General features: G+C 40.4%; 36 protein-coding genes. 23 read left to right on the top strand and 13 right to left on the bottom strand.

Annotated features, from left to right (window positions below):
- Positions 1-386: 386 nt before the first annotated feature.
- Complete coding sequence (locus L4C35_RS00495) at positions 387-584, top strand: hypothetical protein (RefSeq protein WP_428461049.1); 198 nt, start codon at positions 387-389, stop codon at positions 582-584.
- 76 nt (positions 585-660) lie between these two features.
- Here L4C35_RS00495 and L4C35_RS00490 read toward each other — a convergent pair whose 3' ends face one another.
- Together L4C35_RS00490 and L4C35_RS00485 are read right to left on the bottom strand one after the other, a co-directional pair.
- Positions 661-858 (bottom strand): hypothetical protein, encoded by a 198-nt coding sequence (locus L4C35_RS00490; protein WP_428461048.1) that lies wholly within the window; start codon positions 856-858, stop codon positions 661-663.
- A 508-nt stretch (positions 859-1,366) separates the two neighbouring features.
- Positions 1,367-1,564, bottom strand: a complete 198-nt coding sequence (locus L4C35_RS00485) for a hypothetical protein (RefSeq protein ID WP_428461047.1) — start codon at positions 1,562-1,564, stop codon at positions 1,367-1,369.
- 106 nt (positions 1,565-1,670) lie between these two features.
- On the opposite strand from L4C35_RS00485, the gene L4C35_RS00480 reads away from it, so the two are divergent.
- From L4C35_RS00480 to L4C35_RS00450, 7 genes are all read left to right on the top strand, one after another.
- Entirely contained in the window at positions 1,671-1,934 is a 264-nt protein-coding gene (locus L4C35_RS00480) for a winged helix-turn-helix domain-containing protein (RefSeq protein ID WP_428461046.1), read from the top strand.
- A 14-nt stretch (positions 1,935-1,948) separates the two neighbouring features.
- Positions 1,949-2,248, top strand: coding sequence for a hypothetical protein (locus L4C35_RS00475; protein WP_428461045.1), 300 nt, complete (start codon positions 1,949-1,951; stop codon positions 2,246-2,248).
- Positions 2,249-2,554: 306 nt separating this feature from the next.
- Complete coding sequence (locus tag L4C35_RS00470) at positions 2,555-2,869, top strand: hypothetical protein (protein WP_428461044.1); 315 nt, start codon at positions 2,555-2,557, stop codon at positions 2,867-2,869.
- Positions 2,870-3,106: 237 nt separating this feature from the next.
- Complete coding sequence (locus tag L4C35_RS00465; protein WP_428461043.1) at positions 3,107-3,304, top strand: hypothetical protein; 198 nt, start codon at positions 3,107-3,109, stop codon at positions 3,302-3,304.
- A 380-nt stretch (positions 3,305-3,684) separates the two neighbouring features.
- On the top strand, positions 3,685-4,194 hold the full coding sequence (locus L4C35_RS00460; RefSeq protein WP_428461042.1) for a hypothetical protein: 510 nt from the start codon (positions 3,685-3,687) through the stop codon (positions 4,192-4,194).
- Positions 4,195-5,070, top strand: coding sequence for a Kiwa anti-phage protein KwaB-like domain-containing protein (locus L4C35_RS00455; protein ID WP_428461041.1), 876 nt, complete (start codon positions 4,195-4,197; stop codon positions 5,068-5,070).
- A gap of 249 nt (positions 5,071-5,319) precedes the next feature.
- Positions 5,320-5,544: a hypothetical protein gene (locus L4C35_RS00450; protein ID WP_428461040.1), complete on the top strand. Its 225-nt coding sequence runs from the start codon at positions 5,320-5,322 to the stop codon at positions 5,542-5,544.
- 50 nt (positions 5,545-5,594) lie between these two features.
- On the opposite strand, the gene L4C35_RS00445 is transcribed toward L4C35_RS00450, so the two are convergent.
- Positions 5,595-5,792, bottom strand: a complete 198-nt coding sequence (locus L4C35_RS00445; RefSeq protein ID WP_428461039.1) for a hypothetical protein — start codon at positions 5,790-5,792, stop codon at positions 5,595-5,597.
- A gap of 123 nt (positions 5,793-5,915) precedes the next feature.
- Here L4C35_RS00445 and L4C35_RS00440 point away from each other — a divergent pair, with 123 nt between their 5' ends.
- Positions 5,916-6,851 carry a hypothetical protein gene (locus L4C35_RS00440; protein ID WP_428461038.1) on the top strand — a complete coding sequence of 312 codons (936 nt, stop codon included), beginning with the start codon at positions 5,916-5,918 and terminating at the stop codon, positions 6,849-6,851.
- Positions 6,852-7,953: 1,102 nt separating this feature from the next.
- Here L4C35_RS00440 and L4C35_RS00435 read toward each other — a convergent pair.
- The 3 genes from L4C35_RS00435 to L4C35_RS00425 all read right to left on the bottom strand — a co-directional run bounded on the left by L4C35_RS00435 (position 7,954) and on the right by L4C35_RS00425 (position 9,961).
- Entirely contained in the window at positions 7,954-8,151 is a 198-nt protein-coding gene (locus L4C35_RS00435) for a hypothetical protein (RefSeq protein ID WP_428461037.1), read from the bottom strand.
- A 133-nt stretch (positions 8,152-8,284) separates the two neighbouring features.
- Positions 8,285-9,154 (bottom strand): hypothetical protein, encoded by an 870-nt coding sequence (locus tag L4C35_RS00430; protein WP_428461036.1) that lies wholly within the window; start codon positions 9,152-9,154, stop codon positions 8,285-8,287.
- The gene (locus L4C35_RS00425) at positions 9,155-9,961 is read right to left on the bottom strand and encodes a HipA family kinase (RefSeq protein ID WP_428461035.1); all 807 of its coding nucleotides are present in this window, start codon (positions 9,959-9,961) and stop codon (positions 9,155-9,157) included.
- Positions 9,962-10,126: 165 nt separating this feature from the next.
- Between L4C35_RS00425 and L4C35_RS00420 the strand changes: the two genes are divergently transcribed.
- Both L4C35_RS00420 and L4C35_RS00415 read left to right on the top strand, forming a co-directional pair.
- Positions 10,127-11,305, top strand: a complete 1,179-nt coding sequence (locus tag L4C35_RS00420; RefSeq protein WP_428461034.1) for an HNH endonuclease — start codon at positions 10,127-10,129, stop codon at positions 11,303-11,305.
- Positions 11,306-11,582: 277 nt separating this feature from the next.
- Positions 11,583-11,870: a hypothetical protein gene (locus L4C35_RS00415; protein ID WP_428461033.1), complete on the top strand. Its 288-nt coding sequence runs from the start codon at positions 11,583-11,585 to the stop codon at positions 11,868-11,870.
- Here L4C35_RS00415 and L4C35_RS00410 read toward each other — a convergent pair.
- Positions 11,867-12,064 (bottom strand): hypothetical protein, encoded by a 198-nt coding sequence (locus L4C35_RS00410; protein WP_428461032.1) that lies wholly within the window; start codon positions 12,062-12,064, stop codon positions 11,867-11,869. The genes L4C35_RS00415 and L4C35_RS00410 overlap by 4 nt on opposite strands.
- A 564-nt stretch (positions 12,065-12,628) precedes the next feature.
- Entirely contained in the window at positions 12,629-12,769 is a 141-nt protein-coding gene (locus tag L4C35_RS00405; protein ID WP_372021519.1) for a hypothetical protein, read from the bottom strand.
- A 106-nt stretch (positions 12,770-12,875) separates the two neighbouring features.
- Here L4C35_RS00405 and L4C35_RS00400 point away from each other — a divergent pair, with 106 nt between their 5' ends.
- Positions 12,876-13,277 (top strand): hypothetical protein, encoded by a 402-nt coding sequence (locus L4C35_RS00400; RefSeq protein ID WP_428461031.1) that lies wholly within the window; start codon positions 12,876-12,878, stop codon positions 13,275-13,277.
- A 549-nt stretch (positions 13,278-13,826) separates the two neighbouring features.
- Here L4C35_RS00400 and L4C35_RS00395 read toward each other — a convergent pair.
- Entirely contained in the window at positions 13,827-14,024 is a 198-nt protein-coding gene (locus L4C35_RS00395) for a hypothetical protein (RefSeq protein ID WP_428461030.1), read from the bottom strand.
- A 124-nt stretch (positions 14,025-14,148) separates the two neighbouring features.
- Here L4C35_RS00395 and L4C35_RS00390 point away from each other — a divergent pair, with 124 nt between their 5' ends.
- The 5 genes from L4C35_RS00390 (at position 14,149) to L4C35_RS00370 (ending at position 17,413) form a co-directional block, all read left to right on the top strand.
- Complete coding sequence (locus L4C35_RS00390) at positions 14,149-14,697, top strand: hypothetical protein (protein ID WP_428461029.1); 549 nt, start codon at positions 14,149-14,151, stop codon at positions 14,695-14,697.
- Positions 14,698-14,838: 141 nt separating this feature from the next.
- Positions 14,839-15,711: a DUF5677 domain-containing protein gene (locus L4C35_RS00385; RefSeq protein ID WP_428461028.1), complete on the top strand. Its 873-nt coding sequence runs from the start codon at positions 14,839-14,841 to the stop codon at positions 15,709-15,711.
- A 128-nt stretch (positions 15,712-15,839) separates the two neighbouring features.
- On the top strand, positions 15,840-16,292 hold the full coding sequence (locus L4C35_RS00380; RefSeq protein ID WP_428461027.1) for a hypothetical protein: 453 nt from the start codon (positions 15,840-15,842) through the stop codon (positions 16,290-16,292).
- A gap of 120 nt (positions 16,293-16,412) precedes the next feature.
- Positions 16,413-16,955, top strand: coding sequence for a hypothetical protein (locus tag L4C35_RS00375; RefSeq protein WP_428461026.1), 543 nt, complete (start codon positions 16,413-16,415; stop codon positions 16,953-16,955).
- Positions 16,956-17,206: 251 nt separating this feature from the next.
- Entirely contained in the window at positions 17,207-17,413 is a 207-nt protein-coding gene (locus L4C35_RS00370) for a hypothetical protein (RefSeq protein WP_428461025.1), read from the top strand.
- A 76-nt stretch (positions 17,414-17,489) separates the two neighbouring features.
- Here the strand turns inward: L4C35_RS00370 and L4C35_RS00365 are convergent, their stop codons facing one another.
- Positions 17,490-17,687, bottom strand: a complete 198-nt coding sequence (locus L4C35_RS00365; protein ID WP_428461024.1) for a hypothetical protein — start codon at positions 17,685-17,687, stop codon at positions 17,490-17,492.
- A gap of 241 nt (positions 17,688-17,928) precedes the next feature.
- On the opposite strand from L4C35_RS00365, the gene L4C35_RS00360 reads away from it, so the two are divergent.
- Positions 17,929-18,162: a hypothetical protein gene (locus tag L4C35_RS00360; protein ID WP_428461023.1), complete on the top strand. Its 234-nt coding sequence runs from the start codon at positions 17,929-17,931 to the stop codon at positions 18,160-18,162.
- 49 nt (positions 18,163-18,211) lie between these two features.
- On the opposite strand, the gene L4C35_RS00355 is transcribed toward L4C35_RS00360, so the two are convergent.
- Together L4C35_RS00355 and L4C35_RS00350 are read right to left on the bottom strand one after the other, a co-directional pair.
- Complete coding sequence (locus L4C35_RS00355; protein WP_428461022.1) at positions 18,212-18,409, bottom strand: hypothetical protein; 198 nt, start codon at positions 18,407-18,409, stop codon at positions 18,212-18,214.
- Between the two features lie 1,402 nt (positions 18,410-19,811).
- Positions 19,812-20,009, bottom strand: a complete 198-nt coding sequence (locus tag L4C35_RS00350; protein ID WP_428461021.1) for a hypothetical protein — start codon at positions 20,007-20,009, stop codon at positions 19,812-19,814.
- Positions 20,010-20,251: 242 nt separating this feature from the next.
- On the opposite strand from L4C35_RS00350, the gene L4C35_RS00345 reads away from it, so the two are divergent.
- The 5 genes from L4C35_RS00345 to L4C35_RS00325 all read left to right on the top strand — a co-directional run bounded on the left by L4C35_RS00345 (position 20,252) and on the right by L4C35_RS00325 (position 23,837).
- Entirely contained in the window at positions 20,252-20,458 is a 207-nt protein-coding gene (locus tag L4C35_RS00345) for a hypothetical protein (RefSeq protein ID WP_428461020.1), read from the top strand.
- Between the two features lie 476 nt (positions 20,459-20,934).
- Entirely contained in the window at positions 20,935-21,576 is a 642-nt protein-coding gene (locus L4C35_RS00340; protein WP_428461019.1) for a lysozyme family protein, read from the top strand.
- A 5-nt stretch (positions 21,577-21,581) separates the two neighbouring features.
- Positions 21,582-22,259 carry a hypothetical protein gene (locus tag L4C35_RS00335; protein ID WP_428461018.1) on the top strand — a complete coding sequence of 226 codons (678 nt, stop codon included), beginning with the start codon at positions 21,582-21,584 and terminating at the stop codon, positions 22,257-22,259.
- Between the two features lie 267 nt (positions 22,260-22,526).
- Positions 22,527-23,093: a hypothetical protein gene (locus L4C35_RS00330; RefSeq protein WP_428461017.1), complete on the top strand. Its 567-nt coding sequence runs from the start codon at positions 22,527-22,529 to the stop codon at positions 23,091-23,093.
- A 156-nt stretch (positions 23,094-23,249) separates the two neighbouring features.
- Complete coding sequence (locus L4C35_RS00325) at positions 23,250-23,837, top strand: sugar O-acetyltransferase (protein WP_409388255.1); 588 nt, start codon at positions 23,250-23,252, stop codon at positions 23,835-23,837.
- 136 nt (positions 23,838-23,973) lie between these two features.
- Here the strand turns inward: L4C35_RS00325 and L4C35_RS00320 are convergent.
- Positions 23,974-24,172, bottom strand: a 199-nt coding sequence (locus L4C35_RS00320) for a transposase domain-containing protein (RefSeq protein ID WP_428461016.1), incomplete at its 5' end; no start/stop codon positions are given.

The raw sequence follows: 24,172 nt of genomic DNA, 5'->3' as shown, positions 1-24,172 counted from the left end.
AAATAGTAAAGTGCTCTTATCGTTAAGCACTTGGTGGTATATCATGCGTGCGAGCAGAAAATCACACACTTTGCTTGGCGGTAGCGTGGGAAAATTGAACACCATACGCTCAGAAAAGTAGCCATAACAAAGCCATCAATACGACCCTCAACGCTCGGCATTCTAGGTATGAATTGGCTATGGTGTTTTCGGTGGTCTATCAACATTACCGTAATGCGTTGCTGGCGTATTATGGCAAGCGTTACCCGACTTGGTTGAGTTCTTTTTGCTTACCTAGCTCCGCTGTTGTTGTGAGTTGGTCAATTCCAGATAAATCCGTATGCAGTTAGAATCGTTCGTCGGTCATAGCGGTTTCTTATTTTTAAACGTCTCAACGACTTGCGTGAATGTTCGCTGGTAACCGCGCCAACTTCTTTATTTGTTTTAACCATGGTTCGGCCGTGGCGGTTGATACTCTGTGTACTTACCAGTTCTTAAATTTCTTAGCTATTGCCGCGCCATCATCGAGGATAGTCGCTTTCAATATTGTTGTCGGTGCGCTGGCAGGGAAATGGTTACATTTTGGTGATTACCGTAAACAGTAATTTTGTGGGCGATGTTCGCGGCTTTAGTTTGGGCTGCCTTTTATCAGTGTTCGCACACGTTTATGGTTCATCTTTTCTAGGTAAACCATAGTGCTAACTTCGTCGTAGCCGCTATTTTGTGGGTAAACGCGCAGTAATTTTCGTGGCTATAGTTTTGAATTTTCCGGCCTTGAGTGGGGTGTTTGTCGCGCTGAATCAGAGTAGTTTTTAATTGCATTTCATCATGGCAGACAAGCTGCTTTAACCAAGTCGAACGGCCGGGTAACAATGGCATTAATGTGACGCCTGACACTCGGCGGTTTTGGTTTAAAGTGTATTTGGTTTTGTAAGTAATGCGTTGGCGCACCTTATGCCAAGGCGTTACCCGACTTGGTTGAGTTCTTTTTGTGTACTTAACTCCGCTGTCGCTGTGAGTTGGTCAATTCCAGATAAATTCATATGCAGTAAGAATCGTTCCTCGTTTGTAGCGGTTTCTTGTTTTTAAATGTCTCAACGACTGGCGTGAATATTCTCTGGTAACCGCGCAAAATTCTGTATTTGGTATTAAGCATGGTTCGGCCGTGGCGGTTGATACTCCGCGTACTCACTTGTTCTTGAATTTCTCAGCTATTGCCTAGTCATTATCGAGGAATACCGCTTTCAACATTGTGGTCGGTGCGCTGGCAGGGAAGTGGTTACATTTTGGTGGTTGTCGTGACAATGTCTCTTTGTGGGTGTTGTTCGCGGCTTTAGTTTGGGCTGCCTTTTTATCCGTATTGGCGCGCGTTTCTGGTTCATTTTTTCTAGGTAAGCCATAGTGCTAACATCATCGTTGCCGCTATTTTGTGGGTAAACGCGCAGAAATTTTCGTGGTTATAGTTTTGAATTTGTCTGCCTTGAGTTGGGTGTTTGTCGCGCTTAATCTGCGCAGTTTTTAATTGCATTTCATCATGGCAGGCAAGCTGCTTTGGCCAAGTCGAACGGCCGGGTAACAAAGGCATTAAGGTGACGCTTAAAACTCGGCGGTTTTGGTTTGAAGTGTATTTGGTTTAGTAAGTTTAGCGTTGGCGCACCTTATGCCAAGGCGTTATAAGCCTAAGGAGCCACATGGTAAATCATACATGGGTCGAAAAAGACGATCTTATGATTTTGTTTTTGAAAAAGTTCGGAGTTGAAAACTCCCCTTTATCGAAACAAGAAATAGCTGACAAAATCGGAGTATCATTGGGCAGTGTTAGCTATAGAGTTGGTAACTTTAAGGCCATTGATGGTATTGGAAGTGCGACCAACTTTGCAAGGTTATCTTTACAGGTGCATAAGCAATATTCAAACCTTTCAATGCAAGAGTTAAAAGCTATTGCATTTGCCTAACGGATAGAACACTTATGGTTAAAAAGTTTATATTCTCAATTAGTTTCGTTTTATTGGCTTCTGGTTGTGCTTCTAAAACAATTGGACCGACACCCGCTGGTGAAAATACTTTTGTAATCTCACGCCAAGAGGGAGCATTTCCATCTGGCAATGAACCGTTGCTTGCCGAAGCTTTGGGAGAAGCCAATCGTTTCTGTGGCAGCTTAGGCAAGACTATTAAACTAATTAATACGCATGAAAACCCAGGACCTTATATTTTAGGTAATTACCCTAAGGCTACTGTAACTTTTGAATGTGTTGATAAGCCATCATAGAAATTGGAAATCGAACTGGTATAAACAGATTGTTCTCCATCAGTTTGTGGCTTTGTTGCGTAAAAGAAAAATCCACGGCAACCACTATTCTTCAAATAAAAAAGGCCACTGAAGCCTGATGGTTTTGTTAAACCTTGAAATTCAATTAGAGTTTTTTCTGATTTTGACAGCTAATTCTGCGTGAAATCGCTATTGCGTAACAAAGCCTCAGTTTGTGTTAAACAGTAGGGTCACGAAAGTGTAAGACTATGTATGCACGCTGCTCTGATTGTAGTTTAAGCACTCATTAGTAGCTCTAGGAGAAATATGTTACTCGAAAAACTACTTGATTCCGACCTTCTGGAACTAACTCAAGAGTACAATAACTTGTACATTGAAATGTTATTCCTCACAGAAAATGGAGAAAGAGTAAAATTATATGCGAGCAATCGTAATTCTTTACCATTAGATATTAAATTTCAGGTATTAAGCCTTTCAGCTAAGAAGACAACACTTCATGAGCTTCCAACATTAGGTGAGGTTGAAGGTATCTCATGGAAAGACGGTGTATTACTTGTTGAGGGTGATTTTGGAGTAATTCGAGTAGACACTGACCGTGTGACGCTTGAATCAGGCTTATAACAAAGCAATCAAGGTGACCCGTTACACTCGGCATTTTTGGTATGGAGTTCGGTGTGCTTTGTTAGTTCAGTAAGGGGCACCTTATTGCAGGCGTTACCCGACTTGGTTCAGTTTTTTTGTGTACTTAACTCCGCTGTCGCTGTGAATTGGTCAATTCCAGATAAATCCGTATGCAGTTAGAATCGTTCGTCGGTCATAGCGGTTTCTTGTTTTTAAACTTCTTAACGACTTGCGTGAATGTTCGCTGGTAACCGCGCCAACTTCTGTATTGGTTTTAGCCATGGTTCGGCCGTGGCGGTTGATACTCCGTGTACTCACTTGTTCTTAAATTTCTCAGCCATTGCCTCGCCATTTTCGAGGATAGCCGCTTTCAATATTGTGGTCGGTGCGTTGGCAGGGAAGTGGTTACATTTTGGTGGTTGCCGCAAGCAGTAAAATTGTGGGTGTTGTTCGCGGCTTTAGTTTGGACTGCCTTTTTATCAATATTCGCGAGCGTTTCTAGTTAATCTTTTCTAGGTAAATCATAGTGCCAACTTCATCGTAGCCGCTATTTTATGGGTAAACGCGCAGTAATTTTCGTGGTTATAGTTTTGAATTTGCCAGCCTTGAATCAGGTGTTTGTCACGCTTAATCAGCGTACTTTTTCATTTCACTTCATCATGGCAGGCAAGCTGCTTTAACCAAGTCGAACGGCCGGGTAACAAAGGCATTAAGGTGACGCTTAACGCTCGGCGGTTTTGGTTTGAAGTGTATTTGGTTTTGTAAGTNNNGCGTTGGCGCACCTTATGCCAAGGCGTTAACTGAAAAGGAGAAGTATGCGTAACTCGTTAAAGACAATTTTATTCTTGTCATCATTTTCTCCGACATTATTAGCATTAGCTATTGTTAGATACTTCATATCTGGTGCAGATTTGTTGTTCTACCAATTAGTGTCGGTGTTTGTTCTTGGCTTAATTCTATTCGCTTTGATTTTCAAGTTGATAATAAAGCAGGGCGAAACGGTTAATTTTAAAGCGAAAAAGGTGGAGTCGACAGATTATTTTCTTGTCGTTTTTTTAGCCGCATATACTGCGCCAGTAATTATGAGAATGGTTGAGCTTAACTTTGAAATAATCTCACTAATTCTTGGGTTGTTAATGGTTGCTCTGTGGGTTATGCCATATATACCATCACATCCATTAATGTATTTATTGAAATACAAGTTTTATAAAGTTGAGTCTGATAGTGGTGTTGTATATACATTAATATCAAAAAGAAATATACGAGATCCTAAAACAATCAAAGAAGTCAAGTTAATATCAAATAGTATGCTTATGGAGAAGTAAATGTTATTTAACCTTTTTGCACTTACAAGCGATCCTGCAAAACGTATTGTGAAGTTCGATCTTTCTTCTGCTGTACAGGATGATTTGACAACATATTTACAACAACAGGAGGCTGCTTTTGACTTGTCAGTAGAGCAAATACCATTTGATGGTAAATATAAGCCAGATGATGGTGAAGTGTTATTTATTGATAACTATGATGATATTGATAATTTATCTAACGCAATTACCAATCCACTTTCAGTGGAAGTGGTTGAACCAACAGAAAGTTTTTTTGGTGATATCAAGGCGCTATTTACTGGTTATTCAGATGGCAATGGTGATGTAAAGGTATTGCTTCAAAACTTCGATAGAAGACGTATTATCTCAACGAATGGACTTTCCATATTTCACTCGGCGAATGTATATAAGAAAATCGAAGGTATTGGTTTAACTGTTGATTCAAAGTTAACTGCGATTCTTGAAGGTGGTAAGCTGCGTTTTCATAGCTTCTTTATGGCACGTCAAATGTTTGATTTAAGCGAATATTACAAAGAAGCAACAAATGATGATATTACAATATTTTCTTCAAGTGACGCTGTCCAAGTATCAGATGTAGATAACCTAATTGAAATATCAGATAGCTGGGTTAGGCGTAAAATATCATTGATTCAACAGAGTGATATTTTAGAGCTAGTCCCTATAAATGTTATGAAAGCTGTTGCATCTGAATTCAATATTCCATTCGTTACTGTTGATGTAAATGGTGATGAGGTTATAAAAATCCCAAGTAATAAGTCTGATTTGAAAGTCTTATTAAGATTTTTAGATGAGGATTATTACAAATCACCTTTATCAAACACAAGCTTTGTTACTAACTCTAAACGTGCATTGTAATTTTCAGTTAACAAAGGCATCAAGGTGACGCGTTACACTCGGCGGTTTTGGTATGAAGGCCGCTGGCTTGTTAAGTTCAGTGTTGGCGCACCTTATGCCAAGCGTTACCCGACTTGGTTCAGTTCTTTTTGCTTACCTAACTCCGTTGTCGCTGTGAGTTGGTCAATTCCAGATAAATTCGTATGCAGTAAGAGTCGTTCCTCGGTCATAGCGGATTCTTGTTTTTAAACGTCTCAACGACTTGCGTGAATGTTCGCTGATAACCGCGCCAACTTCTGTATTGGTTTTAACCATGGTTCGGCCGTGGCGGTTGTTATTCCGCGTACTTACCAGTTCTTAAATTTCTCAGCTATTGCCGCGCCATTTTCGAGGATAGCCGCTTTCAATATTGTGGTCGGTGCGCTGGCAGGGAAGTGGTTACATTTTGGTGGTTGCCGCAAATATTCGAACTGTGGGTGTTGTTCGCGGCTTTAGTTTGGGCTGCCTTTTAATCAATATTGGCGAGCGTCTCTGGTTCATCTTTTCTAGGTAAACCATAGTGCTAACTTCATCGTAGCCGCTATTTTGTGGGAAAACGCGCAGAAATTTTCGTGGTTATAGTTTTGAATTTGGCTGCCTTGAGTTAGGTGTTTGYCGCGCTTAAYCAGCGCAATTTTTAATTGTATTTCATCATGGCAGGCAAGCTGCTTAACCCAAGTCAAACGGCCGGGTAACAAAGGCATTAAGGTGACGCTTAACGCTCGGCGGTTTTGGTTTGAAGTTTATTTGGTTTTGTAAGTTCAGCGTTGGCGCACCTTATGCCAAGGCGTTATAAGCCAAGATAAATATTTAATTTGGAAGTAAAAATGGTTTTTGATGTACCAAGTAGCGATGATTTTTTTCAGATGGGTAACTCTCTCATACATTCAGCATGGGATAGCTTGGTTCAGCTTCAAAAAGAATACGAAGAGCATTTGGAATTTTCATCAGATAGTGAGTTTGAGTTAAAGTATTTAGAGCACTCTAAGCCAGTATTAATGTCTGCATTCACTCTAGTACAGCAAGCCGTAGAGTTCTTCCTCAAAGGAAGGATTGCTGATGTTTCGCCATATATACTAATTGCTAATGATGGAAGGAGTTGGCCGAAGAAGGCTGATAAAACTGATATAAGTTTTATGGATTTTCGTACTATAGATGCTCAAGATTTGATTAAAATTCATAATACTTTTAGAGAAGAAAGGTTAGATGATGGTTTTACCACTTGGTTTAATCAAATGCGCAATATACGAAACAAAATAATTCATTCGGTTAATGCTAAAAATTCTATTCAGCCTCCAGAGTTAGCCAATGCTATTCTAACTGCCCATGAATACTTTTTTGGTTGCCAAGGTTGGATTGATTCACGATTTGAATATCACTCAAAACTACCTAGTAATGATCTTCAATTACTTGATAAAGAAGAACTAGAGGGTTATAGGTACTTTGAAGTTCATGAAGAGCTATCATTAGTAATAAATGCATTGCCTCCTAGCCATGTGAAACGCTTTTTTGGTTTTAATCCTAAATCGAAATCTTTTGAGTGTAATTACTGTGAAGCGAAGTTTAATCAAATCTACTTTTATGAAGCTGAACGGTGGAAGCGGCATAACATTGACACATTGATTAAATCATCTGACAATAATTTCACATATAATTGTTTCGTTTGTGGACATAGCTTGGAAATATTGAATGCGTCGTGTGTTGATTGCAGAGAAATTAAAATAAACAAAGAAAATGGAAAGTGTATTTGGTGCGATGCGTAGGCTTATAACAAAGCAATCAAGGTGACCCGTTACACTCGGCAATTTTGGTATGAAGTTCGGTGTGCTTTGCTGGTTCAGAGTGGGGCACCTTATTGCAGGCGTTATGGCTACAAAATATAGTCGTATTTGAAGCTCGATGATCTGAAATATTGGCAGCGATTTGCATAGGTTAAAAAGCGATAAGGCTGGCAATTCTATGGTAGCTTCGCTGATGTTTAACTGTTTGTTTAGTAGCATCTTATCAAGAGCAACTGCTTCCCCAACGCCAGTTAAGGGGGGCTTTCATAATCTCGTCAGTTATTCGGATTCCCCTTCCACTCTACAACGCACAGCGAGTTATCTCTGCTCGATCCAGCAAAAATCATATTCATTTGTCTAACGTGAAAGCAGCGCTATTTCTGAAGGCAACGTTAGCTATCAACAATATGATTATTAACAATAAAATAGTAAAGTGCTCTTATCGTTAAGCACTTGGTGGTATATCATGCGTGCGAGCAGAAAATCACACACTTTGCTTGGCGGTAGCGTGGGAAAATTGAACACCATACGCTCAGAAAAGTAGCCATAACAAAGCCATCAATACGACCACCAACGCTCGGCATTCTAGGTCTGAATTGGCAATGGTGTTTTCGGTGGTCTATCAACATTATCGTAATGCGTTGCTGGCGTATTATGGCGAGCGTTACCCGACTTGGTTGAGTTCTTTTTGTGTACTTAACTCCGCTGTTGCTGTGCGTTGGTCAATTCCAGATAAATTCGTATGTAGTAAGAGTCGTTCGTCGTTTGTAGCGGCTTCTTGTTTTTCAACGTCTCAACGACTTGCGTGAATGTTCGCTGGTAACCGCGCCAAGTTCTTTATTTGTTTTAACCATGGTTCGGCCGTGGCGGTTGATGCTCCGCGTACTCTCAGTTCTTAAATTTCTTGGCTATTGCCTCGCCATTTTCGAGGAGTGCCGCTTTTAATTTTGTGGTCGGTTCGTTGGCTGGGAAGTGGTTACATTTTGGTGGTTGTCGTGACAATGTAACTTTGTTGGTGTTGTTCGCGGCTTTAGTTTGGGCTGCCTTTTTATCAGTATTGGCGCGTGTTTTTGGTTCATCTTTTCTAGGTAAACCATAGTGCTAACTTTGTCGTTGCCGCTATTTTGTGGGTAAGGGTGCAGTAATTTTCGTGGTTATAGTTTTGAATTTGTCTGCCTTGAGTTGGGTGTTTGTCGCGCTTAATCTGCGCCGTTTTTAATTGCCTTTCATCATGGCAGGCAAGCTGCTTTGGCCAAGTCGAACGGCCGGGTAACAATGGCATTAATGTGACGCCTGACACTCGGCGGTTTTGGTTTGAAGTGTATTTGGTTTAGTAAGTTCAGTGTTGGCGCACCTTATGCCAAGCGTTAAGCAGCAGCCTGTAACTTCAACTACGAGGTTACAGGCTTTGTGGATTACGCGACCTTGTTTTGACACCACTCTGCAATTTCATCTGCTAGAGAGTCGACTTCGACGTGAGATCCGACATGGAAATTGTGAGGCTTGAGTAGCCAGATAAATTTATCGAGTTCATTTTCGATTTCGATCTGAGTTTCTCGTTTTAAAGAGTCATCAGGCAGCATCAAAAATACTGCGTTTCCTTTTGTTCTCAGATGGTTTGAAGCGATATCAATATCGCGATAACCATCAAACAGGTTACATTTAACTCGTTGAACATCGGAATACGCAGTAGAAACTAATGTTGCGACACCATTTGTTTTTTTATAGGGCAAAAACAAATTATGTATTACATTACCTTCGCTGACTGTTTTGTAAGGATTTTCAGGTACGTGAAGAGAATAAGTAACGTCAAGATTCATCTTTAGTTTCTCCTTCAAGCTGTTATAAACAGCGTCGCGAGATGTAGATGAGAATCTATTTGTTGCTACTTTCCTAACTTTTCTACCTAATGGCACTGTGTTTTTGTAAAGATTACCAAGTACTTCAGATGCATCTTTACCTTGCGCAAAACCTTTTTTGGTTAGTTTAATTTGTGGTGTTAAGTTGTGTGAATCAGTAAGTTCTTTCTTGAATACAAGTTCTCTAGCTACGTTACACGCCAACTCAAGTTGAAATTGCATTTCTTTGCCATAAAAGCAGTTAATGCGCTCATAGTAATCTAGCATTTGCACGCTAAATTCGCCGGAATGTTCTTTAAAGCCTACGCCAATGTTTAAAGACTCTCCCGTTGTTATATCGGGTGTCCACTGAAACTGATACCAGTTACCCGAAACATTGGTAGTTCTAGATGTTGAGTTTAAAATATCGTTTAACGTTTTCATCATTTATGCCAACATTCTCAAGCTTTCACAAACACGGTTGTTACCTAAAGTAGCTCTTGTTTCTATAAATCTTTCTAGAGCTTCTCGTCGTTCGGGATCTTCAGCTAGAAGAACGTCCCACCAGTAGCAAAGTTCCTGTTTAATGCAATTATAAACTTCTTCATGAGCATTAGTAGCATGAGCTACCATAGATTTTACAGGCAGTGGCGTGCAGTTAAGAGCATAGAGGTTATTTGTTAGTATACTTTTTGCCACGTGGTTTGGGTCTAGCTGGCTTGCTTGCCAGTTAAGAGTAATAGGGAGGTTGCTATGATCAAAAAGGTAAATGCGGTTTTTACCTGCGACCATAATATTGCCTAAATGTCGGTCTTCGTTCGCAACCCAGTCATCAAATGCGATGGCATCGGATACTTTGTCCCAACCAGCGACTAAGTTCATCAAAGTTGTGCATGACTGAATGTCATCTACTTCATAGAAACTACCAGGTGTAGAGCCTTCCAAGCTGCTGACCACAAACGCCCAATTGCTATATTGTTCTGATTCATCATCAAACTGCTCTGGAGCAGTCTTGATTAATCCAGCATATCGGGGAACAGGTAAACCACAATGTTTCGCAATGATATAACCAGTTACTTCGTTAACTAAAGCTAATGTTCGGGTAGTGCTAAACCGCTTTACAAAAGCTTTGGTTTCTTTTCCGTCATTCCATCGGATGCCACACGCATACGTTTGAGCCATCAAACCAGAAGTTTGACGCGCATAAACAGCGGACAGTTGTTCGAAAGACAGAACTTCAATACAGGTATTCATTATGTTATATAGTACCAAGTTTCATATTGCCTTAAGTTTAAGGCTTTGATTTTGATGGTCAACAAAATAAGTTAGATTACGATAGAGAGCGCAAACAATAGAATTGCTGCTTAACAAAGCCATCAAGGTGATGCTTTACACTCGGCAGTTTTGGTATGGAGTTCAGTGCGCTTTATTGGTTCAGTGGGGCACACCTTATGGCAAGCGTTATATTTTTTCGAGGTAATAATGAAGAACTGTATCTATTGCAGGCAAGATAAAGAAGTCAATAAGTTTAGCCTGGAGCATGTAATTCCACAGTTTCTTGGCGGTAGCCAAGCGCCAGATCATCTGAAAACAAGGGACGTTTGTAAAGATTGTAATAGCAATCTCGGTTTGTTTGTTGATGCAGCATTTGAAAAAGATTTTATGGTGTTTAATCACTTAAATGAAACTGCATATTCATTATTTTCTCCAACACTGTCTAACGGGCTTCCATTACGCTGTATGGGCATTAGCGATTTGAAGCCGCCTAAATTAAAAGATGATGAGGTTTGCGAATACTGGTTAGGGCCTTTAGGTGAACAGGTGTTCTGGGTTAGGCCTCATGACGAACAAAAGTATTGGTATTCAGGAGGAAACCCAAGAACAGTAAAAAAAGTGCGTTCAAGAGCATATTTCATGTTCTCTGAACGTACTTTAAAAGCTCCTCAAATTTCATGGTATGCATTCAAAGACGCTTTTTGTGGAAAGAAAGTAGATAAAATAATGTGTACACAAATACAAGGAGCCGACCCTAAATCTATAGGTTTTACTGATGCAACTGAATTAGACAATGAGAGAATAGATTACTTTCATGAAAATTGTTCAAATGGGCAAGAGCGAAATAATCAGGTTGCTATGAATCTAGACTTTGATGTTAGGTTTTTAGCTAAGCTTGCACTTGGTATTGCGTATGTCTATTTTGGTAAATCAGCCCTTCAAGGAACTGAGGCTGAAGAGCTATATAAGGCTTTATGGTTGAAACCAGATGCTCCTAAACCCAAGATCAAAGGGACTAGTGTTCATAATCAATCAGACACTTTTTTAAAAGAACAGTGCGGCATTGATTATGGAACAACTATATCCTTGCTTCCAACAAGTGGTTGTGTTGCGCTCAACTTGAATATCAATCGGAAACTAAACTGGGTAATAAATTGTGCTGATTTTAAGCAACTAAAACAGTCTCTGATTGGTTGCCTTGGCTTAGGTTTGTGCTTTTTTTTAATTCATCTGTTAATTATTTTTGTTGTATTTGTTTTGTTTGTGGTTCTAGCTTTTAATTATTGTGTGTGTCGTGTGTTGGTTGTAGAGGTTTTACAATAGCCGGTGAATCTGGATCGTGTCTTTTTTGCGATGCTGTAGGCTTATAACAAAGCAATCAAGGTGATGCGTTACACTCGGCGGTTTTGGTATGGAGTTCGGTGTGCTTTGTTGGTTCGGTGTGGGGCACCTTATTGCAGGCGTTACCCGACTTGGTTGAGTTCTTTTTGTGTACTTAACTCCGCTGTTGCTGTGAGTTGGTCAATTCCAGTTAAATCCGTATGCAGTTAGAATCGTTCGTTGTTTATAGCGGCTTCTTATTTTTAAATGTCTCAATGACTTGCGTGAATGTTCGTTGGTAACCGCGCCAACTTCTTTGTTAGGTTTTAACCATGGTTCGGCCGTGGCGGTTGATGCTCTGTGTACTTACTTGTTCTTAAATTTCTTATCTATTGCCGCGCCGTTATCGAGGATGGCCGCTTTCAATATTGTTGTCGGTGCGTTGGTAGGGAAGTGGTTACATTTTGGTGGTTGCCGTAAGCAGTCATTTTGTGGGTGTTGTTCGCGGCTTTGGTTTGGGCTGCCTTTTTATCAGTATTGGCGAGCGTTTCTGGTTCATCTTTTCTAGGTAAACCATAGTGCTAACTTCATCGTAGCCGCTATTTTGTGGGTAAACGCGCAGTAATTTTCGTGGTTGTAGTTTTGAGTTTGTCTGCCTTGAGTTGGGTGTTTGTCGCGCTTAATCAGCGCAGTTTTTAATTGCATTTCATCATGGCAGGCAAGCTGCTTTAGCCAAGTCGAACGGCCGGGTAACAAAGGCATTAAGGTGACGCTTAACACTCGGCGGTTTTGGTTTGAAGTGTATTTGTTTTAGTAAGTTCAGCGTTGGCGCACCTTATGCCAAGGCGTTACCCGACTTGGTTGAGTTCTTTTTGTTTACTTAACTCCGCTGTTGCTGTGAGTTGGTCAATTCCAGATAAATTCGTATGCAGTAAGAATCGTTCGTCGTTTGTAGCGGCTTCTTATTTTTAAACGTCTCAATGACTTGCGTGAATGTTCGCTGGTCACCGCGCCAACTTCTTTGTTTGGTTTTACCCATGGTTCGGTCGTGGCGGTTGATGCTCTGCGTACTTCCCGTTCTTAAACTTCTCATCTATTGTCGCTCCATCATCGAGGAATGCCGCTTTCAATATTGTGGTCGGTGCGCTGGCAGGGAAGTGGTTACATTTTGGTGGTTGCCGTAAACAATTAAATTGTAGGCGATGTTCGCGGCTTTGGTTTGGGCTGCCTTTTAATCAATATTGGCGAGCGTTTTAGGTTCATTTTTTCTAGGTAAACCATAGTGCTAACTTCATCGTAGCCGCTATTTTGTGGGTAAACACGCAGTTAATTTTCGCAGTTATAGTTTTGAATTTGTCTGCCTTGAGTTGGGTGTTTGTCGCGCTTAATCAGCGCAGTTTTTAATTGTACTTCATCATGGCAGGCAAGCTGCTTAACCCAAGTCGAACGGCCGGGTAACAAAGGCATTAATGTGACGCCTGACACTCGGCGGTTTTGGTTTGAAGTGTATTTGGTTTTGTAAGTATTGCGTTGGCGCACCTTATGCCAAGGCGTTATGTGCTTGGAGGGAAAAATGGATAATTTGGAGCAATTAGCAACCGAGTTTAGAGATGCTATCGATAGATTAATCGCTAGTGATACGTCGATTTCAACATATGGTTTCAAAGCTAGATTTCCCCATGGACAGTGCTTGAATAGTTCTCAAATGTTGGCTACTTATCTGAAAGACAAAGGAATTGAGGACGTCTCAGTTATTTCGGGCACGATAGGTAATATGGGTAGTCATGCTTGGGTTACAGTAAAAGACGTGATCGTTGACATTACAGCCGATCAGTTCGAAGACTATATATATCCTAAAGTATTTGTAGCAGCTGAATCTAATCTGCATTCATCTTATTCTAGTGAGCTAGCTATGTTTCAGGATTTAGGTCAAGAGTTATCTGGGACATACGGGAAAGTGCTAAGGTATTTATAGTCAGTACGCACATAACAAATGCATCAACACGATTTGCTACACTCGGCGTTGTCAGTTTGCCTTTAGTTTCAGTGATTAAGGCGCTAAAATTCAGTTAGGTCTGTATCGTAGCAAACGTGTTATGCAGGCGTTACCCGACTTGGTTGAGTTCTTTTTGTGTACTTAACTCCGCTGTCGCTGTGAGTTGGTCAATTCCAGATAAATTCGTATGCAGTAAGAATCGTTCGTCGTTTGTAGCGGCTTCTTATTTTTAAACATCTCAATGACTTGCGTGAATATTCGCTGGTCACCGCGCCAACTTCTGTAGTTGGTTTAACTATGGTTCGGCCGTGGCGGTTGATGCTCTGCGTACTCCCAGTTCTTAAATTTCTCAGCTATTGCAGTACCATCATCGAGGAATACCGCTTTCAATATTGTGGTCGGTGCGCAGGCAGGGAAGTGGTTACATTTTGGTGGTTGCCGTAAACAGTAGAATTGTGGGTGATGTTCGCGGCTTTGGTTTTGGCTGCGTTGTTATCAATTTCATTGCAAATGTAAGGTGCGGCTTCACTAGGTAAACCATAGTGCTAACTTCATCGTAGCCGCTATTTTGTGGGTAAACGCGCAGTAATTTTCGTGGTTATAGGTTTGAATTTGTCTGCTTTGAGTTGAGTGTTTGTCGCGCTTAATCAGCGCAGTTATTAATTGCATTTCATCATGGCAGGCAAGCTGCTTCACCCAAGTCGAATGGCCGGGTAACAAAGGCATTAATGTGACGCCTGACACTCGGCGGTTTTGGTTTGAAGTGTATTTGTTTTAGTAAGTTCAGCGTTGGCGCACCTTATGCCAAGGCGTTAGGCACTATCAGAGTAGTACGTAGGAAAATAGTTATATGAAGACACTCGAATTTGTAGCATCAATAATCGATTCCCTTGCATGGCCAATAACAGTTCTCCTATGCGTACTGATCTTGAAAGAGCCTATGGGAAAGTTACTTGGACGGGTATCTAAGTTTAAGTACGGTGAAATAGAAGCAGAATTTCAAGAACGGTTAGAAAAATTAGTTTCGTTTGAGCAAAGTGAGAAAATTAAGATCGGTACTGATACTGCAGAGGCAACAGTGGCTCTTGAAGACTTAGCTGAAACATCGCCTAGAGCTGCAGTTTTGGAAGCATGGCTGAAAGTGCAAAAGGCAACTAGCGCCTTTTGCATTGCCAAAGGGTTTTCTCAAGATATGTCACATCAAGGTCTGTTCAAGCTCGCTAGAGAAAGAAACTTAGATATCGACGCATTCCAAACCGCTCATCAAGAGCTACGTTTATTGCGTAATAAGGCAGTACATGCGACTGACTCAGATATAACCACTGCAACAGCACGTCAGTATATAAAGAATGCCAATTTCTTAGCTGACGAATTTAACATGAGGGCAAATGGTGCCTAACAATCGCTTAAACCTGACTGCCAACCTGTGGCATTTTTGGTGCGGTTTGGCTTCAGTGATTACGGTGGTCTGTTTGAGTTCGGTGCAGTTGGCAGCAAGTTAAGCGGGCGTTAGCCATTTTGATAACTATCGAGGTAGTCTTTGGAAGAGTTCGAGGCAATTTTACAAAAATACGAGCCTAGCTTTATTTCGTCTAGATTAGGTTCTTTAGAAGACATCAATGAACTTGCAACGATCTTTTATCGAGATGTTGCGGAAATATATGACTGTCTGACGAGAGTCAAAAACATCGAAAGAAACCCTTCAGGTTACTCTTTGGATGATGCACCTATTATCGGTTTACTGGTAAAGGTGTGGAAGTTAATGAAAGAAATCGTTAGTTATTATGCGGTTGAGAACGCTGAAATAATTAGTGTGCTAGAGCGTCCTTTGCTTGAGTCAGCGGTTACTGCTAGCTTTCTATTGAAGTCAAATTCTGAAGTTATAGAGGATTATAGGAAAGTGTCATATAAAGATCGCTTACGAATCCTTCGAGAGTGCGATGATGGTAATCCTTTTTTTGAGACTAAAGCAGGGAAGCGTATTTATCAATCCGTGATGGATAAGCTCGATATTGAAGGCTTTGATCGCGATTCATTCTCTACACAGAAGAAAAACCGCTGGAAGCTTCAAGGTAAGAATTTCTTTGAAATATTCAAAGAGGTTGAAGACCCCAAACAATATACTTACACATTTGGGATGATGTCTGAGTCAATTCATGCATCGTGGAATGACTCATTGGACTGGTGCTTAGCTCGGAATGAAGATCATACATACGATCCATTTCCTTTTTACCATCCGCCAGATATCCGATATATGGCGACGACTTTAACTTTTTGCAATAGACCTTATAGGTTGTGGTTAGAGCATATTGGAATTGATGGCTACCCTATTGAGGTGTTGGACTGGATAGAACGAGTAAACTCAATTCTGTATGTTCATTTCGACAAATTATATGGTGATGAAAACGGCTAACAAAGCATTTAAGAGTGATTCGCAACGCTTGGCAGTTTCGCTTCGCTCAAGTATAGCCAAGCGTCGCTCACACCTTAATGCGGCGTTAGGCAACGAGCGTTAAATTTACAGGAGGTTGTTAGATTATTATGGATAGTAAAAGAGCTGCGCAACGTTGGGTTATGGGGGGCGGTGTTTTTAATTGTGTTGTTGCATTTCCATTCTCAATGCCATTTCTACATGAATCGTATATTAATTTGTTTAATTGGTTAAATACCTTCCTTGGGCTTGGCGGTAATGATTGGATCCCTCCAAGTGATGGAGGGAATATGCTATTTCTCAATACTGCTGGTTTAGCATTATTTCTTGTTGGAATTATACTCATTTATGCATCTAAGAATGTGTCATCGCGTATTGAAATTGCATTATTTAATGGTGTTGTTCGTTTTGTTTGGGCAATGGTTGCAATTCATTATTTAGTAAATCATGAAATAATAAATTTACTGTATTTAATCGTCGCGATCGATTTGATACTTGCATCTTCCTATGTTTATTATTACTTCACGATAAAATCTATAAGAAATCATGAAGCAATAGCTTAAGCTTAATATGTAGTGAATGTTTGTAGGTAACATAAATAATTGTTGCCTAACAAGGCCATCAAGTGTGACGCTCTACACTCGGCAGTTTTGGTTTGAAGTTCAGCTGGCTTGGTGAGTTCGATGGGGCGCACCTTATGGCTGGCGTTAGCTGTCTCAGGAGGTTGTAAGTTGGATTGGGTAGAAAAGTATGAGGACTACGACTCTCCAGAGAAGAGAGAAGCGTTTTTCCGTAATCATGTTGTTGATTTGCACCGCGACAATATGATGTTCTCTGGTGGTCTTGACCCCTTTGTGTTGCATGAAATTGAAAGTAGTTTTGTCCAAGGGAATTTCATAGCTTGCATTTTGCTATGTCAACTTGTTGTTGAGCACTGTCTAGCAAATTATTTTGTTTTGACCGAGCACGAATCGGTATGCACCAAGGGTTTTGCTAAGCTAATAGACAAAGCTCGCGAAGTTGACGTAATTGATGAAGTAATGGGAACTAAGCTGACAGCTCTACGGTTAATGCGAAATCCTCATGTTCACCCTCGGTTTGGTGCTGGCAAGGGAACAATTATACATCGGGTTATAGAGCAAGGGCTCAACTACAACGAGTTGCCAGTTCACGATGGTATTGAAGCCATCAAAATATTAGGTGACTATATCAACCACAACAGCTAACAAGCAATTCAAGCAGATTCGCAACGCTCGGCATTTTCGGTTTCAGTCAGCTTTAGTGTTTACGGTACAATGATTTAGGTTTAGTGGTAGCGTTGCTCACTACTTAATTGGGCGTTACCCGACTTGGTTGAGTTCTTTTTGTGTACTTAACTCCGCTGTCGCTGTGCGTTGGTCAATTCCAGATAAATCCGTATGCAGTTAGAATCGTTCGTCGTTTATAGCGGCTTCTTGTTTTTAAATGTCTCAACGGCTTGCGTGAATGTTCTCTGGTAACCGCGCCAACTTCTGTATTTGGTTTTACCCATGGTTCGGCCGTGGCGGTTGATGCTCTGCGTACATACCAGTTCTTAAATTTCTCAGCTATTGCCGCACCATTGTCGAGGATAGCCGCTTTCAATATTGTGGTCGGTGCGCTGGCAGGGAAGTGGTTACATTTTGGTGGTTGCCGAAAGAAATAGAATTGTGGGCGTTGTTCGCGGCTTTAGTTTGGCTGCCTTTTTATCAATATTGGCGAGCGTTTCTGGTTCATCTTTTCTAGGTAAACCATAGTGCTAACTTCATCGTTGCCGCTATTTTGTGGGTAAACGCGCAGTAATTTTCGTGGTTATAGTTTTGAATTTGTCTGCCTTGAGTTGGGTGTTTGTCGCGCTTAATTAGCGCAGTTTTTAACTGCATTTCATCATGGCAGGCAAGCTGCTTAACCCAAGTCAAACGGCCGGGTAACAAGGCCATTAATACGACCACCAACGCTCGGCATTCTAGGTCTGAATTGGCTTTAGTGTTTTCGGTGGTCTATCAACATTATCGTAATACGTTGTGGCGTATTATGGCGAGCGTTACCCGACTTGGTTGAGTTCTTTTTGTGTACCTAACTCCGCTGTTGCTGTGAGTTGGTCAATTCCAGATAAATTCGTATGCAGTAAGAATCGTTCGTCGTTTGTAGCGGCTTCTTATTTTTAAACGTCTCAACGACTTGCGTGAATGTTCGCTGGTAACCGCGCCAACTTCTTTATTGTGTTTTAACCATGGTTCGGCCGTGGCGGTTGTTGCTCCGTGTACTTACCAGTTCTTTAATTTCTCAGCTATTGCCTCGCCATTTTCGAGGATTGCCGCTTTCAGTATTGTGGTCGGTTCGCTGGCAGGGAAGTGGTTACATTTTGGTGGTTGCCGTAAGCAATTGAATTGTGGGCGTTGTTCGCGGCTTTAGTTTGGCTGCCTTTTAATCAATATTGGCGAGCGTTTCTGGTTCATCTTTTCTAGGTAAACCATAGTGCTAACTTCATCGTTGCCGCTATTTTGTGGGTAAACGTGCAGTAATTTTCGTGGTTATAGTTTTGAATTTGTCTGCCTTGAGTTGGGTGTTTGTCGCGCTTAATCTGCGCATTTTTTAACTGCCTTTCATCATGGCAGGCAAGCTGCTTTGGCCAAGTCGAACGGCCGGGTAACAAAGGCATTAAGGTGACGCGTTACACTCGGCGGTTTTGGTTTGAAGTGTATTTGTTTTTGTAAGTTCTGCGTTGGCGCACCTTATGCCAAGGCGTTAGGCAGCGATGTTTACTCATCAAAATAGTTGTCTGGTTTAGAACTACTTGGTGATATTGGTTTGACGTGGTGTTAGGTTGTTTTGTATGCTTATGTTCTTTGAGATCGTTATTGATAGGGCTGTTTGTCAGTTACTTAGCTAGTTTTTGTACATCAGGTTACGCAATGTATAAAGAAGATGTGTGTAGGAATTTAAGCATAGATATAAAGATGAACAAAAATCAGGCTATGTTAGGGACGTTAAGTTTTAGTGGAATGGTTTCAGGCTATTGGAAATCAAAAGTAAATTTAGTTGATAAAAGTGTTAAAAACCTTTGTTTATATTTTTTGTTATCTAGTGTTATCACTATGGTAACTGTCTGCTTTTCCCCTTTTTATATGTGCCACAAACTAATAAAGTTTTATTCATATAAAAAACAATATCGACGAAACCATAGGTTACTTGAAGGACAACGGTTCAAGAGGATATTGGTTGAGGAAAAGACACTTTATAATTTATGGGATAAGTATGGATTAACGGAAGATGGTTATAGCATAGATGAAAAATTGAATTTGCTTCAAAGTTGGATAGATGTGCTATACCCACTTTCAGTGAGTTCACAGTTTAATTTGCTTCAAATGTATAAAGAATATAATCCGTCCCTTATTGCTTCATATAAAAGTTTGAGCGGGATTTCCGAAGGTGTTGATATATGCATGTCTTTTCGCTGCGCATTTGATGTTATTTNTTCGCAAGTTTCAGATCAGCTTCCGATGTACCAAGATGAAAGAGCTGCCTAACAARGCCATCAATACGACCACCAACGCTCGGCATTCTAGGTCTGAATTGGYTTTAGTGTNTTCGGTGGTCTATCAACATTATCGTAATACGTTGTGGCGTATTATGGCGAGCGTTACCCGACTTGGTTGAGTTCTTTTTGCTTACCTAACTCTGCTGTTGTTGTGAGTTGGTCAATTCCAGATAAATCCGTATGCAGTAAGAATCGTTCGTCGTTCATAGCGGCTTCTTTTTTTTAAATTTCTCAACGACTTGTGTGAATGTTCGCTGGTAACCGCGCCAACTTCTTTATTGGGTTTTAACCATGGTTCGGCCGTGGCGGTTGATACTCCGTGTACTTACTAGTTCTTAAATTTCTTAGCTATTGCCGCACCATTATCGAGGATTGCCGCTTTCAATATTGTGGTCGGTGCGTTGGCAGGGAAGTGGTTACATTTTGGTGGTTGCCGTAAGCAATAGCATTGTGGGCGTTGTTCGCGGTTTTAGTTTGGGCTGCCTTTTAATCAATATTGGCGGGCGTTTCTGGTTCATTTTTTCTAGTTAAACCATAGTGCTAACTTCATCGTAGCCGCTATTTTGTTGGTAAACGCGCAGTAATTTTCGTGGTTATAGTTTTGAATTTGTCTGTTTTGAGTTGGGTGTTTGTCGCGCTTAATCAGTGCTTTTTTTAATTGCCTTTCATCATGGCAGGCAAGCTGCTTCACCCAAGTCGAACGGCCGGGTAACAAGGCCATTAATACGACCACCAACGCTCGGCATTCTAGGTTTGAATTGGCTGTGGTGTTTTCGGTGGTCTATCAACATGTTCGTAATGCGTTGCTGGCGTATTATGGCGAGCGTTACTCGACTTGGTTGAGTTCTTTTTGTTTACTTTACTCCGTTGTCGCTGTGCGTTGGTCAGTTCCAGATGTATTCGTATGCAGTAAGAATTGTTCGTCGTTTGTAGCGGCTTCTTGTTTTTAAACGTCTCAACGACTTGCGTGAATGTTCGCTGGTAACCGCGCCAACTTCTGTATTTGGTTTTAATCATGGTTCGGCCGTGGCGATTGATGCTCCGCGTACTTACTCGTTCTTAAATTTCTCAGCTATTGCCTCACCATTTTCGAGGAATGCCGCTTTCAATAATGTGATCGGTGCGTTGGCATACCTGTGGTTACATTTTGGTGGTAGCCGAAACAAATAGAATCGCGGGTGTTGTTCGCGGCTTTAGTTTGGGCTGCCTTTTTATCAGTATTGGCGCTCGTTTTTGGTTCATCTTTTCTAGGTAAACCATAGTGCTAACTTTATCGTTGCCGCTATTTTGTGGGTAAACGCGCAGTAATTTTCGTGGTTATAGTTTTGAATTTGTCTGCCTTGAGTTGGGTGTTTGTCGCGCTTAATCAGCGCCGTTTTTAGTTTCTTTTCATCATGGCAGGCAAGCTGCTTAAGCTAAGTCGATAGGCCTAGTAACAAAGGCATTAAGGTGACGCCTGACACTCGGCGGTTTTGGTTTGAAGTGTATTTGGTTTTGTAAGTTCAGCGTTGGCGCACTTTATGCCAGCGTTATGCGAAATGTCTCTCAAGTTATAGAGATACTACTGCCGCAGGTATCTATAATCTTGATACTCTAATGGTGCATATTTGTTTGTGATAATCATAACTGACAATAAGGAATAATCAATGCCATTAGCAGAAAATGTAAAACAAGAGGTTATTAAGAAAATAGAGCAATATGAAGGTCGCTCTAATCACCTATACTTAGATACAAAAGGAAAAGTCACAATTGGTGTGGGACACCTTATTTCTAGCCGAAATGCTATAGCAACAGTAAGACTATATAAAACCAAAAACAACTTACCTTCTCAAGTTGCAACTATGTTTGAAAAACAAGAAGAATACGATAATATTTCCAAGCTCCCATATGGCAAGAGATATGGAGCGCGTAGCTTTAAATCTCATACAAAATTAGTTATGAAAGATATTGATATCAATAGTCAGAGAGATAAGCATATTAATAGTTTTTACTCTGAACTTAGCAATATTTATAAAAAATCCAATGGGTATACAGCTGATTTTGATAAATTGCATAAAAATATACAATTAGCTCTGTTTGATATGATTTTCAATCTTGGTGCAACGAAAATTGTCAATATTTTTAAAAAATTCAATAGTGCATTAAAAGATGGAGATTGGAAAAAAGCAGCAACTGAATCTAATCGGCCAGATGTAAATTCAGCGCGTAATCAGTACGTTAAACAGTTGCTTAATTCTGTGCCCGTACCAAAAACTAAACCTTCAGAAGCTCCTAAGTCTACGACCTGATTATTATGAAAACATTATTAACTATTTCTTTGTGCTCTATGTTTTTGTTAGCATGCACTGCTAATACAAGCATGTTTGAAAAAATACTTTTTCAGGAGTATTTCCCGGGGTTTGTGTTTTCAAAAACATCAGATAATGTTGTTAGTTTGAATGGTTACGAGTACACATTGCTTACAACTGAAAATTTAGTAGTGAAAACATGTGAGCAGGCAGGCGAAATTGATATTGCTACTGTTGCTGACTATGATTATTATCGATTCAAACTTCTTTTGACTTCATGTATTGCAATAGATAAATTTGCTACTGCTGTAGATTCTCAAGGCAATAACTTCCCTCAAGAGATTGATTCTGAATTCATCTATCAACTTCCAGCGGCTATTACGCCGTTTATTAATTATAGTGATTTTGTAAGAAAGCAAGGTGAATCATTTCTTTCTTATGATGAAAAAACTAAAGTTACGATAGAAAATGAGAATACCTTCAAATTATTGACGACACAGGATGAAGTGTATCTTACTTTACTCGCTCGTGGAGATTTTACTCAGGATGGCTATGAAGATTTACTTATTCAGTCAGAATGGTATGCACGAGATGCTTATGGAAAACATGTTGATCTACTGATACTCAGTAAGAAAAACATTGATGGTTATGTGGAAGTTAGCTGGAGACTCAATGAGTTATAGTATTTTGATTGTTCATCATAAGATGTATGTTGAATACAATATGTAGCTTCACAATTCATACGCATAACAAGGCAATCAAGGTGATGCGTTACACTCGGCGGTTTTGGTATGAAGTTTGGTGTGCTTTGCTGGTTCGGTGGGGCACACCTTATTGCAGGCGTTATGCGCTAAAGCTAAGTGCTTACACCAGAGTCGAAAAGTGAGAGAAAAGTCATATTATGCAAAGTCGGAATATGCTYTCTTAATAACCTAATTCCACGTAGGTTAATGATAGTTTTGAAAGTAATTTTTGTTGATGCAGAAAATGTAGGATTAAAACCTTTAGATGACATTAATGTTTCTGTTTTAGATAAAGTTCTAGTCTTTTCTAATGATGAAACCGTAAAAAAGCATTGTGAGTTAGAAATGTATCACTTTCTTGGTGGCTACCCTCAAAACTCAAATCAAGCTGACTTTTATATCATAGCTTCTTTAGCTAGATTATTAAGTCAAATGACTGTTAGGGAAATATCAATGACAGAAATAATGCTTTACTCGAAAGACCAATCTTTGCTTCATGCTTTTAGGTTTCAGTGCGAATTGGTTGGTGCTAATAGTACTTTTCCTCTTGAGGAAGATATAGGTGACAACGTTGTAAATATAAAGAAGTCAAACTCACCTGAGAAACAACTATTGTCATTATTACACACACCCAAAACTTCAACTGAATTGCAAAGCATATTGCCTTTGTCTAAATCAGATTTTACTCGTGTTATTAACGAGCTAATAAAGAGCAAGCGTATCAGTCGAGTTCCTAATAAGAGTAAATATTGGATGAGATCTGCAAGCGCATAACAAAGCCATCAAAACGACCCTCAACGCTTGGCATTCTAGRTATGAATTGGCTTTAGTGTTTGCGGTGGTYAATTAAATATTGTCGTAANGCGTTGCTGGCGTTTTATGGCAGGGCGTTAGGTGCTTTGAGCAATCTTCAATAAGTTAGGTATATAAATGAAAGCACTAAGTAACAGAGAAAAGAGTCATATTAGCGGTGAGTTGTATAATCCTGATTCAGAGGGTTTACCTGAAGATAGACTCAAAGCTGCCAAACTGTGCCATCAAATTAGTTCGTGCTTTGATTCCGTAGAGAAAAACGACTTAATCCAAAGCCTCTTTGGTCGCTCTGACCAAACGACTCAATTAAATGGAAACTTCTTCTGTGACTATGGCTACAACATCGAAGTTGGTAAAAATTTCTATATGAACACCAACGGTGTCATTTTAGACTGTGGCAAGGTTATTATCGGCGACTACGTGATGATAGGTCCGAACGTAACATTGTGTACAGCCGGTCACCCAATTGATGCTGCAACTCGGTATACCTATGAAGAGTTTGCAAAGCCAATCTATATTGCAGATAAGGTATGGATTGGAGCTAATGTGGTTGTTTTACCAGGTGTAAGCATTGGTTTTGGTGCTGTAGTAGGCGCGGGAAGCGTTGTAACCCAAGACGTCCCTGAAAATACAGTCGTAGTAGGTAATCCGGCAAGAGTCGTGAAAGAAAACATCAATACGGAACAGGCTGGAAGACGCACCTAACAAACTGTTTAAGAGTGATTCGCAACGCGTGGCATTTTTGCTATGCGTTGATTTGAGTGATTAAGGTGGTTTGCAGCGGCTTCTGTATTGCGTTGCTCACACCTTAACAGTAAGCGTCTAATTAAGCAGTGAGGCCTTATTCGGTCTCATTGATGTCAAAGTTCCATGGCATAAGATCGGTAAGATCATCTTGAGGTGAACGCGTTGGCAGCACTTTGAACAAGTGCGCGAAGTAGTAATATGGGTTGATGTTATTCGCTCGACACGTCATTACTAAGCTATATAAGTTAGCACTCGCAGTGGCACCTTCAACAGACGTGGAGAACATCCAGTTT

This window comes from Photobacterium kagoshimensis (genome assembly GCF_050337045.1).
GTDB classification, from domain to species: domain Bacteria; phylum Pseudomonadota; class Gammaproteobacteria; order Enterobacterales; family Vibrionaceae; genus Photobacterium; species Photobacterium kagoshimensis.
The sequence above is the reverse complement of the archived record's forward strand: the minus strand, read 5'-3'. Positions and strand labels throughout refer to the sequence as shown.

Excerpts from the sequence above, each read along its gene's own strand:
- L4C35_RS00480 (WP_428461046.1), top strand. The coding sequence starts at position 1,671 with ATGGTAAATCATACATGGGTCGAAAAAGACGATCTTATGATTTTGTTT.
- L4C35_RS00355 (WP_428461022.1), bottom strand. The coding sequence starts at position 18,409 with ATGCCTTTGTTACCCGGCCGTTCGACTTGGCCAAAGCAGCTTGCCTGC.
- L4C35_RS00475 (WP_428461045.1), top strand. The coding sequence starts at position 1,949 with ATGGTTAAAAAGTTTATATTCTCAATTAGTTTCGTTTTATTGGCTTCT.
- L4C35_RS00435 (WP_428461037.1), bottom strand. The coding sequence starts at position 8,151 with ATGCCATTGTTACCCGGCCGTTCGACTTGGCCAAAGCAGCTTGCCTGC.
- L4C35_RS00460 (WP_428461042.1), top strand. The coding sequence starts at position 3,685 with ATGCGTAACTCGTTAAAGACAATTTTATTCTTGTCATCATTTTCTCCG.
- L4C35_RS00405 (WP_372021519.1), bottom strand. The coding sequence starts at position 12,769 with ATGCCTTTGTTACCCGGCCGTTCGACTTGGGTTAAGCAGCTTGCCTGC.
- L4C35_RS00470 (WP_428461044.1), top strand. The coding sequence starts at position 2,555 with ATGTTACTCGAAAAACTACTTGATTCCGACCTTCTGGAACTAACTCAA.
- L4C35_RS00495 (WP_428461049.1), top strand. The coding sequence starts at position 387 with ATGTTCGCTGGTAACCGCGCCAACTTCTTTATTTGTTTTAACCATGGT.
- L4C35_RS00375 (WP_428461026.1), top strand. The coding sequence starts at position 16,413 with ATGGGGCGCACCTTATGGCTGGCGTTAGCTGTCTCAGGAGGTTGTAAG.
- L4C35_RS00340 (WP_428461019.1), top strand. The coding sequence starts at position 20,935 with ATGCCATTAGCAGAAAATGTAAAACAAGAGGTTATTAAGAAAATAGAG.
- L4C35_RS00390 (WP_428461029.1), top strand. The coding sequence starts at position 14,149 with ATGAAGACACTCGAATTTGTAGCATCAATAATCGATTCCCTTGCATGG.
- L4C35_RS00410 (WP_428461032.1), bottom strand. The coding sequence starts at position 12,064 with ATGCCTTTGTTACCCGGCCGTTCGACTTGGCTAAAGCAGCTTGCCTGC.
- L4C35_RS00350 (WP_428461021.1), bottom strand. The coding sequence starts at position 20,009 with ATGGCCTTGTTACCCGGCCGTTCGACTTGGGTGAAGCAGCTTGCCTGC.
- L4C35_RS00455 (WP_428461041.1), top strand. The coding sequence starts at position 4,195 with ATGTTATTTAACCTTTTTGCACTTACAAGCGATCCTGCAAAACGTATT.
- L4C35_RS00430 (WP_428461036.1), bottom strand. The coding sequence starts at position 9,154 with ATGATGAAAACGTTAAACGATATTTTAAACTCAACATCTAGAACTACC.
- L4C35_RS00330 (WP_428461017.1), top strand. The coding sequence starts at position 22,527 with ATGATAGTTTTGAAAGTAATTTTTGTTGATGCAGAAAATGTAGGATTA.
- L4C35_RS00400 (WP_428461031.1), top strand. The coding sequence starts at position 12,876 with ATGGATAATTTGGAGCAATTAGCAACCGAGTTTAGAGATGCTATCGAT.
- L4C35_RS00325 (WP_409388255.1), top strand. The coding sequence starts at position 23,250 with ATGAAAGCACTAAGTAACAGAGAAAAGAGTCATATTAGCGGTGAGTTG.
- L4C35_RS00395 (WP_428461030.1), bottom strand. The coding sequence starts at position 14,024 with ATGCCTTTGTTACCCGGCCATTCGACTTGGGTGAAGCAGCTTGCCTGC.
- L4C35_RS00380 (WP_428461027.1), top strand. The coding sequence starts at position 15,840 with ATGGATAGTAAAAGAGCTGCGCAACGTTGGGTTATGGGGGGCGGTGTT.
- L4C35_RS00335 (WP_428461018.1), top strand. The coding sequence starts at position 21,582 with ATGAAAACATTATTAACTATTTCTTTGTGCTCTATGTTTTTGTTAGCA.
- L4C35_RS00465 (WP_428461043.1), top strand. The coding sequence starts at position 3,107 with ATGTTCGCTGGTAACCGCGCCAACTTCTGTATTGGTTTTAGCCATGGT.
- L4C35_RS00490 (WP_428461048.1), bottom strand. The coding sequence starts at position 858 with ATGCCATTGTTACCCGGCCGTTCGACTTGGTTAAAGCAGCTTGTCTGC.
- L4C35_RS00485 (WP_428461047.1), bottom strand. The coding sequence starts at position 1,564 with ATGCCTTTGTTACCCGGCCGTTCGACTTGGCCAAAGCAGCTTGCCTGC.
- L4C35_RS00425 (WP_428461035.1), bottom strand. The coding sequence starts at position 9,961 with ATGAATACCTGTATTGAAGTTCTGTCTTTCGAACAACTGTCCGCTGTT.
- L4C35_RS00440 (WP_428461038.1), top strand. The coding sequence starts at position 5,916 with ATGGTTTTTGATGTACCAAGTAGCGATGATTTTTTTCAGATGGGTAAC.
- L4C35_RS00450 (WP_428461040.1), top strand. The coding sequence starts at position 5,320 with ATGTTCGCTGATAACCGCGCCAACTTCTGTATTGGTTTTAACCATGGT.
- L4C35_RS00365 (WP_428461024.1), bottom strand. The coding sequence starts at position 17,687 with ATGGCCTTGTTACCCGGCCGTTTGACTTGGGTTAAGCAGCTTGCCTGC.